The organism is Planomonospora sp. ID82291, assembly GCF_015711645.1.
Lineage (GTDB): Bacteria > Actinomycetota > Actinomycetes > Streptosporangiales > Streptosporangiaceae > Planomonospora.
The window spans coordinates 1,681,504-1,693,666 of the sequence record NZ_JABTEX010000002.1; the positions used below are offsets into that span (position 1 = coordinate 1,681,504).

10 protein-coding genes are annotated in these 12,163 nt (G+C 75.7%); 4 read left to right on the forward strand and 6 right to left on the reverse strand.

Annotated features, from left to right (window positions below):
• The first annotated feature begins 224 nt into the window (after positions 1-224).
• Positions 225-794 (forward strand): TIGR02611 family protein, encoded by a 570-nt coding sequence (locus tag HS045_RS18475; protein ID WP_230884095.1) that lies wholly within the window; start codon positions 225-227, stop codon positions 792-794.
• Positions 795-873: 79 nt separating this feature from the next.
• Here the strand turns inward: HS045_RS18475 and HS045_RS18480 are convergent, their stop codons facing one another.
• Positions 874-1,389, reverse strand: coding sequence for a GNAT family N-acetyltransferase (locus HS045_RS18480; RefSeq protein ID WP_230884434.1), 516 nt, complete (start codon positions 1,387-1,389; stop codon positions 874-876).
• Between the two features lie 189 nt (positions 1,390-1,578).
• Here HS045_RS18480 and HS045_RS18485 point away from each other — a divergent pair, with 189 nt between their 5' ends.
• On the forward strand, positions 1,579-2,532 hold the full coding sequence (locus tag HS045_RS18485; protein ID WP_196452554.1) for a hypothetical protein: 954 nt from the start codon (positions 1,579-1,581) through the stop codon (positions 2,530-2,532).
• A gap of 30 nt (positions 2,533-2,562) precedes the next feature.
• Here the strand turns inward: HS045_RS18485 and HS045_RS18490 are convergent, their stop codons facing one another.
• A complete protein-coding gene (locus HS045_RS18490) occupies positions 2,563-2,883 on the reverse strand; it encodes a co-chaperone GroES (protein ID WP_068896762.1) in 321 nt (106 codons plus the stop codon).
• A 183-nt stretch (positions 2,884-3,066) separates the two neighbouring features.
• Here HS045_RS18490 and HS045_RS18495 point away from each other — a divergent pair, with 183 nt between their 5' ends.
• Positions 3,067-4,725, forward strand: coding sequence for a DUF885 domain-containing protein (locus tag HS045_RS18495; protein WP_196452555.1), 1,659 nt, complete (start codon positions 3,067-3,069; stop codon positions 4,723-4,725).
• Positions 4,726-4,743: 18 nt separating this feature from the next.
• On the opposite strand, the gene HS045_RS18500 is transcribed toward HS045_RS18495, so the two are convergent.
• The gene (locus HS045_RS18500) at positions 4,744-6,099 is read right to left on the reverse strand and encodes a pentapeptide repeat-containing protein (protein ID WP_196452556.1); all 1,356 of its coding nucleotides are present in this window, start codon (positions 6,097-6,099) and stop codon (positions 4,744-4,746) included.
• Positions 6,100-6,550: 451 nt separating this feature from the next.
• On the opposite strand from HS045_RS18500, the gene HS045_RS18505 reads away from it, so the two are divergent.
• Positions 6,551-9,112: a penicillin acylase family protein gene (locus HS045_RS18505; RefSeq protein ID WP_196452557.1), complete on the forward strand. Its 2,562-nt coding sequence runs from the start codon at positions 6,551-6,553 to the stop codon at positions 9,110-9,112.
• 125 nt (positions 9,113-9,237) lie between these two features.
• On the opposite strand, the gene HS045_RS18510 is transcribed toward HS045_RS18505, so the two are convergent.
• Genes HS045_RS18510 through HS045_RS18520 form a run of 3 tightly spaced genes read right to left on the reverse strand, consistent with a single transcriptional unit; the run spans position 9,238 to position 12,136 of the window.
• On the reverse strand, positions 9,238-10,038 hold the full coding sequence (locus tag HS045_RS18510) for an ABC transporter ATP-binding protein (RefSeq protein WP_196452558.1): 801 nt from the start codon (positions 10,036-10,038) through the stop codon (positions 9,238-9,240).
• Positions 10,035-11,084 carry an iron chelate uptake ABC transporter family permease subunit gene (locus tag HS045_RS18515; protein ID WP_230884096.1) on the reverse strand — a complete coding sequence of 350 codons (1,050 nt, stop codon included), beginning with the start codon at positions 11,082-11,084 and terminating at the stop codon, positions 10,035-10,037. Before HS045_RS18515 ends, HS045_RS18510 begins: the two co-directional genes overlap by 4 nt.
• Complete coding sequence (locus HS045_RS18520; protein ID WP_196452559.1) at positions 11,081-12,136, reverse strand: iron ABC transporter permease; 1,056 nt, start codon at positions 12,134-12,136, stop codon at positions 11,081-11,083. Before HS045_RS18520 ends, HS045_RS18515 begins: the two co-directional genes overlap by 4 nt.
• Positions 12,137-12,163 lie beyond the last annotated feature (27 nt).

Below are 12,163 nucleotides of genomic sequence, written 5' to 3' on the forward strand. Positions count from 1 at the left end.
CCGCTCGGTGGGACGATCTTCCGGCCCCGCGCCCTCCGGGGGCACGAGGCCGGACTCGTCCGCGGGGATGAGCGCAGCCCGGGCGCGCGGACCTATCCTGGAACGAAACCGACTGTCCGGGAGAGCGTGTGGCCATCTCAGACGGGGTGCGGGGCACCCAGGACGGCACCGGGCGACCGTCCGGGGCCGGTGACGCGGCAACGGCGGGGGCGGAGGATGCGACCATGCCCGAGACCGGGAGCGCCGGACCGGCGGGGAGCGGGCGGCGGCCGTCCGGGGCCGGCGGCGGATCCGCAGGGGCGGGACGCCCCTCCGGGCCGGGCGACGGCGGGCCCGCGCAGGCCGCGCAGGCGTCCGAGGCGGGCGACGCCGAGGCGCTGAAGGCCGAGGCGGCCGGGCGCTCGCCCATCCGCTCGGGCCTGCACGGCCGGCTGGACGCCGTCAGGGCCACCCGCGCCGGCCGCCTCACCCTGAAGATCGTCATCGGCACGCTCGGCGGCGTGCTGGTCGTCGCCGGGCTCGTCATGGTCCCGTTCCCCGGCCCCGGCTGGGCGGTCGTCTTCGCCGGCCTGGCGGTGCTGGCCCTGGAGTTCCACTGGGCCCACCGGCTGCTGGAGTTCGGCAAGCGGACCCTGGCGGCCTGGATGGTCTGGCTCGGCCGGCAGAACGTCGCGGTCAAGGGCCTGGTGATCCTGGCCGCCGCCGCGACGGCCACCGCCATCGTCTACTTCGGCGTCAAGCTCAGCTTCGGGGTCGACCTGGTCCTGGAGGCCCAGAAGCTCCTCATCCGCTGACCGGCGGGTCAGGGCGGCCGGCGGGCCCGGCCGCCTCGGCCGCTCCGCCGGATCCCGCGGCCCGTTTCCGGGGGACGGATCAGGCCGGCGGGGCGAGCGTGTGCAGGTGCGCCTCGACGAGACCGTCCCCTCCGTCCTCCGACGGCAGGGTGACCAGCCGGACCAGGGCGAACCCGTTCCCCCTGGCGACCGCGCAGGAGGCGGGGTTGGCCGCGGCGTGCCGCAGGTCCAGACGGGACAGCCCCACGCAGCCGAACGACCACCGGGCGACCGCGCCGAGCGCGTGGCCGGCCACGCCGCGCCCGCGGGACTCGGGCAGCACCCAGTAGCCGACCTCGCCGGTCCCGTCGCCGCGGGTCCGCACCCTGATGTGGCCGAGCACCTCGCCGGTGGTCGAGTCCGCGACGGCGAAGGAGGCCGCCGAGCCGTCGGCCCAGCCCTCGATCCGGTCGGCGAGCCAGGTCCTCGCGTCGGGGGCGCCGCGGGCGGCGGTCGCCCAGCGGCGGATCCCGGGGTCGCGCAGGGCCCGGTCCACCACGTCGGCGTCGTCGAGGCGCCACGGTCGCAGGTGGAGCATGCCCGCGGTGATCTCCATGGGTTCCACGCCGGGTGAGCCTACCCGGTGGGCGGTCCCCGGTCCGCGCGGCGGCCCGCGTGGAGCGGACGGTACGGCGGGGCGCCCGGCGCCGGGGTCCCCGCGGAGGGCGGCGGACGCGCCCTTGTCGGGCCAACCGATTCGTTATAGATCTCGAACCATGAGGATCTCCCGGCCTAGGCTGCGGCCGTGCCCCTGACTCACGGGATTCACCGCCTGCTCCGCGGCGCCGTCATCGCGGCCGCGCTGACCGCGCCGGCTCCGCTCGTCGCGCACGCGCACACGGCCGCGCCGGTGGACATCAAGCTGCCCGGCACCTCGGCGACCGTGCGGGAGGACTCCGCCGACCCCGCGCGGGTGACCTCCTACACGCTCAAGGGCGCCGCCTACCTGCGCCGGGGCGCGGGGTTCACCCGCAGGACGGGCGACGCGGAGGTCACCGTCGCGCCGAAGGGCGCCAGGGCGCTGGCGGTCGCGGCGGCCTACGGCTCCGGATACGACTCGGTGGTCCTCCTCGACGTCGCGTCGGGCAGGGGCACCCGGATCCGGACCGTGCGCAAGCCCCTGGTCGCGAACTCCGCGCGCTGGTCCCGCGACGCGGGCAAGGCCGTCCTGACCGTCCGGAAGAGGTCCGGGTCGGCCTGGGCGACGACGGGGTTCGTGATCGTCGACGCGGGCGCCGGATCGGCGCGGGCGGTGACCGTGCCCGGGGTGGACGCGGCGGCGACCTTCCGGTGGAGCCCCGACGGCACCGAGCTCGTGGCGGGTCACCGGGGCGGCACCCGCTTCTACGGGCAGGACGGATCGACCCGGCGCACGCTGACCGGGACGGGCACGCCGGTCGGCGGGGAGGACGCCTTCTCGCCGTCGGGCCGCGCTCTGGCGACCTGGTGCCCGGCCTCCTACACCGAGCACGTCTGCGTCTGGAACCGGAGCACGGGCAAGGTCGCCGCCCGGGTGGCCATCCGGCCGCAGAGCGTCTGGGGCTGGTGGGACGAGAGGCACCTCATCGCGGTCCTGGCCTCCGGCGGGACCCGCCGCGTGGTGCTGAGCGACCTGACGGGCAGGACCGTCCGGACGCTGGCCGTCTTCTCCGCCGCCGACTGGAACAAGAGGATCTATCTCGGCTACACCCGCAAGTGAGCCGCGCCCGGCGGCCCGGCGGGGCGCCGCTCAGAGGTAGAGGCCGGTCCCGTTGTCGGTCTGCGGGGTGGCGATGGCGTGCAGGTCGCGCTCGCGCATGACCAGGTAGGTCTGACCGTGGACCTCGACCTCGTACTGGTCCTCGGGGTTGAACAGGACCTTGTCGCCGACCTTCACCGCGCGGGCATTCGCGCCGACGCCGCAGACCTCGCCCCAGACGAGGCGGTTGGCGATCTTCACGGTCGCCGGGATCACGATGCCCGCGGTGCTGCGCCGCTCCTCGGACTCCTGCTCGACCTTGACCATGACGCGGTCGTGGAGCATCTGGATCTCGAACTTCGGGTCAGCCACAGCAGCAGTTTATGGGACGGGCGGAGCCGCACCGGCTGATCGCCGCCGCCACCGGACGCCGGGGGCCGCGCCGCGGGCCGCCACGGGGCCGGTCCGACGGCCGCGACGGGCCGCCACGGGCCGGTTCCGACGGCCGCGCCGTGGGGAGCCCCGGGGAGGGGACGCCGGGTAGGCTCATCGCGCATGACGGACCTTTCCCCCGATTCCGCCCGGCTGGTCGACGACTTCCTCGACTGGTACCTCGACGCGCACCCCGTCCGCGCCGCCCTCGCGGGTGCGCCCGGGTACGACCGCACCCTCGGCGACTTCACCGAGGCCGGCATCACCGCCCGGGACGCGCAGGCGCGGCGCCGGCTGGAGCGGCTGGAGGCCGTGGCGGGTACGGCGGGCGGCGGGTTCGAGGACCGGATCGACCGGGAGCTGGTCGTCTCCGTCCTGCGCGGGTCGGTCGCCCAGGAGGCCTGGCCGGCCTGGCGGCGCGACCCCTCCTTCTACGTCGGGCCGGTCTTCGCCTCGATGTTCAGCCCCTTCCTGCACCGGCTGGCCTCCGAGGCCGAGCTGGTGGACGCCGCGGTGGCGCGGCTGGCCGAGGTGCCGGGCGTGCTGGCGGCCTGCCGTACGAACCTGGACCGGGGGCTGGCGGCGCCGCTGCTGGTCGAGCGGGGACTCGGCCAGGCGCGGACCGGCCGGCACTTCCTCACCGTGACCGTGCCCGGCCTGGTCGGCGACGAGCGGCTGCGCGCCCGGCTGGCCGAGGCGGCCGAGCCCGCGGCGGCGGCCTTCGACGCGCTGGCGGAGTTCCTCGGCGGCTTCGCGGCGGAGGGCGACTGGCGGATGGGCGAGGAGCTCTACTCCCGGCTGCTGCGCGAGCGGGAGATGCTCGGCTACGGCGCGGCCGAGCTGCGCGAGCGCGGGCGGGCCGCCTACGACGAGCTCGACGCGGAGATGCGCGAGGTCGCCGGGCGGCTGCCGGGCGGCTCCGGCGACTGGCACGCGGCGATCACCGCGCTCCAGGACGACCACGCGCCGACGCTGGAGGACATGCGGGCCGAGTACGAGGCCGAGACCGAGCGGGCCCGCCGGTTCGTGCGCGAGCGCGGCCTGGTGACCTTCGCCGAGGGCGAGGAGTGCCGGGTGGTGCCGTCGCCGGAGTTCCAGCGGCCGGTCCTGTCCGTCGCCTCCTACCTGTCGCCGCCGCCGCTGTCGGCCTCCCGGACCGGGCACTTCTTCGTGCCGTTCACGCCGGACTCCTTCACCGCCGAGCAGGTCCGCCAGCGGCTGCGCACCAACGCCCGCGCCCAGATGCCCTCCATCGCGGTGCACGAGGCCTACCCGGGCCACCACTGGCACCTGTCGTGGGCGGCGGGCAACCCGCGCCGGGTCCGCAAGCTCTTCGGCACGCCGTACTTCACCGAGGGCTGGGCCCTGTACGCGGAGAAGGCCATGCGCGAGCAGGGCTACTTCGCCGAGCCCGCCCAGGAACTCGCCCACCTGGAGTTCCGGCTCTTCCGGGCGGCCCGCATCATCGTCGACACCTCGCTGCACTGCGGTGACATGAGCATCGAGGAGGCCGAGCTCTTCATGACCACGAAGTCCTCGCTCACCCCGGGCACCGCCAAGGGCGAGGTCGACCGCTACTGCGCCTGGCCCACGCAGGCGCCGTCCTACCTGACGGGGGCGCTGGAGATCGACCGGATCCGCGCCGACCACCTGGCCGCGGGCCGCGGCGACCTGCGCTCCTTCCACGACACCCTGGCCCGCTCCGGCAGCCTCCCTCTGGGCCTGGCCCGCCGGGTGGCCCTGGAAGGCGAGGACCGGGACGGGTCCCGCGGTCCGGTGTGAGCCGCGCGGCGGCGCCGCCTACCGGGACGGGCGGACCGCGGGGACCGGGGCGCGGTGGGCGGCGTGGGAGGCCGAGCTCGCCAGCAGCCCCGCCGCGACCAGGGCCGTGACCACGGCGGACCAGACCACCGCGCGGCCCATGCGCAGGCCGTACCCGGTGAGGGCCCAGGCCAGGCCGAGCAGCCAGCGCCGGGCCGGGCCGCTGGTGATCCGGCGCATCTCCAGGGCCGCGAAGTGGAAGTCGGCCGCGGTCGCCCGATCGTCCACGGCGGTGCGCAGGCGCGAGTACAGCACCGCCAGCCGGTGCGGGGTCGGCGGCGGTCCGTCTCCGGCGTGCGCCCAGCCCCGCCAGGCGTGCTCGTCGGCCAGCGCGCGGCGCGGGGCCCACCAGCGCAGCGGCGGCCACCGCCAGGCGAACTGCACCCCGTGCGGGGTCCGGGCGAACGTGCAGCCGGTCAGGCGCAGCCCCTCCGGGCGGCGCACGTCGGCCAGGCGGCAGGCGCTGAGGTCCACCCCGTCCAGGTGCAGCGAGGCGGCGTCGACGCCGGACAGGGAGGTCACCCGGGACGAGCCCCGCCCGGTGAGCGTGGCCGGGCCGCGCAGCGACGCACCCTCCACGGAGGCGTGGGCGTTCCTCAGGCGGACGGTCAGCGGGCCGGCCACGGAGATCCGGCGCAGGTCCACCGCGCAGCCCTCGGCCGACAGCACCAGGCGGGCGCCCGCCCGGGCGTCGGTGAGGGCGAGCCGCCGGCGTGTCGCGGCCGGCGTCAGGTAGGCCGCGGCGGCGAACCGCACCGCCTCGAACCCGGCCCGCCCGGTGAAATCCGTCCGGCGGAAGGAGACGGCCCGGCCGAACCGGCAGCCGCGGAAGGCGGCGTCCCCGCCGAAGCGGGTGTCGTCGAAGGTGGTGAATCCCTGCAGGTCGGCGCTCTCGAAGGACGCGGTCCCGCGGAAACCGGCGGAGCTGAGCAGGGCGTCGCTGCCGACGGTCATCCGGTCGAAGGCGGCGTGCCCGCCCACGGCGGCCCGGTGCAGGGAGAGCTCCCGGACGAACCGGGCCTCCCGGAAGGAGGCGTTGCCGGCGAAGCGCGCGCCGAGGAACGAGGCCAGGTGGTGGAAGACGGAGCGGTCGAAGGTCGCGTCCCCGAGGAAGACGACGTCGTTGAAGACGGCGGGGGCGTCGAAGACGGCCCGGTCGAAGCGGGCCCGGCCCGGTCTGCGGCCGGTGGCCGTCAGGATCCGCTCCAGCAGCGGGCCCCCGACGACGGTGCCCCGCAGGTCCACCGCCGAACCCGGGCGCAGGGCGCGGACGACCTCGTCGAGTTCGCCGGGGTCGAGGTGGGCGAGGCAGCGTCCGCGAGGCCGCCGCGCCACTCCTGCACAGTCCGGGAAAGCGCAGGTGACCCAGCCCATGTCCAGAGTTCTCATAATCGAGTGATACGCCTTTTCCCCCGCGCGGGCGAGGGCCGTTGCGCGAACGGGGCGATACGGGCGGATCGTCCCCCGAGGGGTGAGCGACCGGCGGACGGCCGTCAGGCGTCCGGAACGGCCGGTGACCGGCGCGAGGCGGGCGGGCGGGCGCGAGGGCGGACGGCGGGCGGGTGGCGGACGGCGGACCGCGGCGGACCGCGGCGGCGGGCAGGCGGCGGCGGGCGGCGGGTGGGTGGCGGACGGCGGACCGCGGCGGACCGCGGCGGCGGGCGGGCGGCGGCGGGCGGCGGCGGGCAGGGTCCGAGTCCGAAAAGCTACCTGGAGGTAACCGAAGTCACACGAGGACATTTCACAATCGGTGACGCGTCACCTGTGCGATGAAAGGTCGTCCTCCGTGCGGATCGCTCCGTTCGCCCGCCTGTCCCGCCCGCTCCGCTGTGCGGCCCGGTTCCTGTCCGTGCTCGTCGCCGTGGCGCTCCTCCTCGCCGGGGCGGCGACCTGGACGGTCCGCCGGTCGTTCCCGCAGCTGTCCGGCGAGGTGCGGCTCCCCGGCCTGGTCGCCGCGGTGACCGTGCACCGCGACGGGTACGGCATCCCGCACATCTACGCCGACACCGCCGCCGACCTGCTGAAGGCGCAGGGCTACGTGCACGCCCAGGACCGCTTCTGGGAGATGGACTTCCGCCGTAAGACCACCGCGGGCCGCCTGTCGGAGGTGTTCGGCGCCTCGACCCTGGAGGTCGACAAGGTGGTCCGCACCCTCGGCTGGCGGCGCACCGCCGAGGCGGAGCTCCCCCTGCTGCTCCCGGAGACCCGCCGGGCCCTGGCGGACTACGCGGCCGGGGTGAACGCCTGGATGGCCCGGCACGACGGCTTCGCCGCCAGGAGCCTGGAGTACGGCGTGCTCAAGCTCACCAACGGCGGCTACGAGCCCGAGCCCTGGACCCCGGCCGACTCCCTGGCCTGGCTCAAGGCCATGGCCTGGGACCTGCGCTCCAACATGGAGTCCGAGATCGACCGGGCGCTGGTGGCGGCCCGGCTCCCCGCCGAGCGGGCCGAGCGGCTCCACCCCGGCTACCCCTTCGACCGGCACCGGCCGATCGTGACCGCCGCCGCGCCCGCCGAGGGGCCTGCCGAGAGGTCCGCCGAGGAACCGGCCGGGGAGCCCGCAGGCGGCCGGCCGGTCGCGGCGGCCGCCGCGGCCGAGGCGCTGGAGCAGGCCGCGGCGCTGGTGGACGCCGCGCCCTCCCTCTTCGGCACCGCCGGCGGCGACCCCGCCGGGATCGGCTCCAACTCCTGGGTGGTGGGCGGGGCGCACACCGCGACCGGCAAGCCGCTGCTCGCCAACGACCCGCACCTCGGCCCCCGGATGCCGTCGATCTGGTACCAGGCCGGGCTGCACTGCCGTACCACGAGCGCGGCCTGTCCCTACGACGTGGCCGGGTACACCTTCGCGGGCCTGCCCGGCGTCGTCATCGGCCACAACGACAAGATCGCCTGGGGCTTCACCAACCTCGGCCCCGACGCCACCGACCTGTACCTGGAGCGCGTCAAGGGCGACACCGTCGAGGTGGCGGGTGAATGGAAGCCGGTCCAGACGCGCACCGAGCAGATCAAGGTGGCCGGAGGCGAGACGGTCGAGCTGCAGGTCCGCACCACCGGGCACGGCCCGATCGTCTCCGGCGTGCTCGGTGACGCCCGCGAGGCCGTGCCCGGGGCCGCGGCCCGCCTGGGCGAGAAGGCCGAGGGCCTGGAGGTGGCGCTGCGCTGGACCGCGCTCGACCCCGGCCGGACCGCCGACGCCATCCTGCTGCTGAACCGGGCGCAGGACTTCGCGGAGTTCCGCCGGGGCGCGTCCTTCTTCGAGGCCCCCGCGCAGAACCTGATCTACGCCGACACCGCCGGGAACATCGGCTACCAGGCCCCCGGGAAGATCCCGGTCCGCTCACAGGGCGACGGGACGATGCCCGTGCCCGGCTGGACCGGAGAGCACGAGTGGACCGGGTTCATCCCGTTCGAGAAGCTCCCGTCCGTCTACAACCCGCCCGAGGGCTCCATCGTCACCGCCAACAACGCGGTCGTGCGCCCGAGCGAGGAGCTGTTCCTGACCTCCGACTGGTCGTACGGCTACCGCTCCCAGCGGATCGCAGAGCGGATCGAACAGGAGAAGGCCAAGGGAAAGATCACCGCGGGGGCGATGCGCGCCCTGCTGATGGACGACCGCAACAACCTCGCGCCGGTCCTCGTCCCGCACCTGCTCCGCCTCGGCGCCCCCAACGGCACGCTCACCGGCTGGGACTTCGGCCAGGGCCGGGACTCGGCCGGGGCCGCCTACTTCAACGCCGTCTGGAAGCACCTGCTCGCCCGGGTCTTCGAGGACGAGCTGTCCGGCCCGGTACGGCCCGGCGGCGGCGACCGGTGGTACGAGGTGGTCCGCGACCTGCTGGACGAGCCCGATGACCCCTTCTGGGACGACGTGCGCACCTCCGGGACCACCGAGCGCCGCGACGACATGCTCAGGGCGGCCATGGCCGACGCCGACGCCGAGCTGCGCGAGCGGCTGGGCGGAGACCCGGCGGAGTGGGCCTGGGGCGACCTGCACACCCTGGACCTGACCCACGAGACCTTCGGCACGAGCGGCATCGCGCCGGTCGAGTGGCTGTTCAACCGGGGACCGCTGCGCACGTCCGGCGGCAAGGACACGGTGAACGCCACCGGCTGGGACGCCACCGCCGGTTACCAGGTCGACTGGGTGCCGTCGATGCGCATGGTCGTGGACCTGGCCGACCTGGACCGCTCGGAGTGGATCAACCTGACCGGTGCGTCCGGCCACGCCTTCCACGCCAACTACGACGACCAGGCCGAGCTCTGGGCCGACGGGAGGTTCACCCCGATGCGCTTCACCGAGCCCGCCGTACGGCAGGCCGCCGCCGACACCCTCACGCTCGTCCCCTGACCGGCGCCCGGCCGCACCCGGGGCCCGGAGACCGGGCCCCGGGCGCGGCGATCCGGGAGCGGTTCGGGCCGCCGTCCGGCGGGCGCGGCGATCCGGGACCAGGCTGTGGCGGCCGGTGCGGGGGATCAGGCCGTGGCGCCGGTGCGGGCGCGGCGGCGGGCCTCCGGGACGATCATCGGGGTGCCGCTCTGCGGGTCGGCGATGATCTCGCAGCGCAGGTCGAAGACGTCGTGGACCAGCTGGGCGGTGACGATCTCGGTGGGATCGCCCTCGGCCACGATCCGGCCCGCGCGCATCACGATCAGGTGGGTGGCGTAGCGGCAGGCCTGGTTCAGGTCGTGCAGCACCGCGACCAGGGTGCGGCCCTGCTCGTGCAGGTCGGCGCAGAGGTCGAGGACCTCGACCTGGTGGGCGATGTCGAGGAAGGTCGTCGGCTCGTCCAGCAGCAGGATCGAGGTCTCCTGGGCCAGCGCCATGGCCAGCCAGACGCGCTGGCGCTGGCCGCCGGAGAGCTCGTCCACGCACCGGTCGGCCAGGTCGGCCACGCCGGTGGCCTCCATGGCCGAGCCGACCGCGGTCTCGTCCTGCCTCGACCACTGCCGCATCAGCCGCTGGTGCGGGTAGCGGCCCCGGCCGACCAGGTCGGCGACGGTGATGCCGTCGGGCACGATCGAGCTCTGCGGCAGCAGGCCGAGCCGGCGGGCGACCTCCTTGGACGGCAGCGAGGTGATCAGGGAGCCGTCGAGGTGGACCGTCCCGGCGCGGGGCCTGAGCATGCGGGCCAGCGCCCGCAGCGTCGTGGACTTGCCGCACGCGTTCGGCCCGATGATCACGGTGAAGGAGCCGTCCGGGATCGCCACGTCCAGGCCGTCGGCGACCACGCGGTCGTCGTAGGAGAGCGTCAGTCCGGTGCCCTGCAGTCTCAACGTCGTTCCTTCCGGAGCATGTACACCAGGTACGTGCCGCCGATCGCGGCGGTCATGATCCCCACGGGGAGCTGGACCGGGGCCAGCAGGCGCTGCGCGGCGAGGTCGGCCGTCACCAGCAGGACCGCGCCCGTCAGCGCGGAGGCGAGCATGGTGACCCCGGGGGAGCGGGTGAGTCGCCGGGCGAGCTGCGGGGCCGCCATGGCGACGAAGACCACCGGGCCGGTGGCGGCGGTGGCCACCCCGCACAGCAGCACGCCCGCGGTGACCGCGGCGGCGCGCACCGGCTCGACCCGGATGCCGACGGCCTTGGCCGCGTCGTCGCCCATCTCCATCATCCGCAGCGGGCGGGAGACCAGGGCGCAGACCGGCAGCAGCAGCGCCAGCGCGCAGGCGACGGGGAGCGCGTGCTCCCAGCCGCGCCCGCCCAGGCTGCCGGTGAGCCAGGCCCCCGCGGTGGCGGCGTCGTTGATGTTGGCCCGGGTCAGCAGGTACCAGTCGGCGGAGGTGAGCAGCGCGCTGATCCCGATGCCGACGAGGATCAGCCGGTGGGCCTGCACGCCGTTGCGGAAGGAGAGCGCGTAGACCAGCAGCGCACAGGCCACGCAGCCGAGCAGCGAGCCGCCCGCGATCTGCCAGGCGGAGCCGCCCAGGACGACCGCGACGATGCCGCCGGTCGCCGCGCCCGCGGTGAACCCGATGAAGTCGGGGCTGCCGAGCGGGTTGCGGGTGATGCTCTGGAAGATCGCCCCGCTCAGCCCGAACGCCGCGCCGACCAGCAGGCCGGTCACGACCCGGGGGGCGCGCAGCTTCCAGACGATGAGCTCGGCGGCCGGGGTGCCCCGGCCGAAGACCGAGCCCACGATGTCGGGGACGGGCACGGTGAACTCGCCGGTCGACAGGGCGACCAGGCTGACGGCGACGCCCACGGCGGCGAGCGCGAGGCAGACGGCCGGGCCGCGCGGGGACAGCCGCAGCGACCAGGAGGCGAGGCGCAGGACGGTCATGGCGCGGCGGGCTCCGAGAGAGGGGGAGATGGTCGTCATAGGGCGGCGAGCCTCCTGCGCCGGGCGAGGACGATGAACACCGGAACCCCGACGACGGCCCACATGAGGCCGACCTGGATCTCGGCCGGGGACACGACGATCCGGCCGAGGACGTCGGCGCCGAGCAGGAGCACCGGGGTGAACACGGCGGTGTACGGCAGCAGCCAGCGCTGGTCGGAGCCGGTGAGCAGGCGCACGCCGTGCGGCACGACCAGCCCGACGAACCAGATCGGCCCGGCGGCGGCGGTCGCCGAGCCGCAGAGCAGGGTGACGGCGACGGCGGTCAGCGCGCGGGTGCGGCCGACGCCCACGCCCAGGGCGCGGCCCGCGTCGTCACCGAGCGCCAGGGCGTTGAGCGGCCCGGCCAGCGCCAGGCCCAGGGCCAGCCCGGCGGCCAGGAACGGCGCGAGCCGCACGGCGACGTCGGGGGTCGGCCCGGCCAGGGAGCCGGTCAGCCAGAACCGCATCCGGTCGAAGGTCGCGCTGTCGATCCGCAGGATCGCCGAGGACGCGGCGTTGAAGACCATGCCCAGGGCCACGCCCGCCAGCGCCAGCCGTACCGGGGTGGAGCCGGCGCGGCCCGCCGAGCCCAGCGCGTAGACCAGCACGGCGGCCCCGGCGGCCCCGGCGAAGGCGAACCAGACGTAGAGGGCGGGGTCGGAGATCCCCAGCAGGCCGAGGGCGGCGGCGACGCCGAGCGCGGCGCCGCTGTTGACGCCGAGCAGGCCGGGGTCGGCGAGGGGGTTGCGGGTCAGGCTCTGCATGAGCGCCCCGGCCAGGCCGAGGGCGGCGCCGACGCCGAGCCCGAGGACGGTGCGCGGCACGCGCAGCTCCCGGATCACGGTGTGGTCGGCCGAGCCGTCCGGAGCGGTCAGCGCGTCGAGGACCGTGGAGAGCGGGACGGAGCGGGATCCCACCGCGATGCTGACCGCCGCCAGCAGCGCCAGCACCCCGGCCCCGGACAGCAGCCCCGCGGCCAGCAGGACGGAGCGCCGCGCCTGCCCGGCCCGTGCGTCGCCCGCGGCGACCGTGACCCCATCGGCCGTGCTCACCCGACCCCCTTTTCGCGCTCTTGCTTA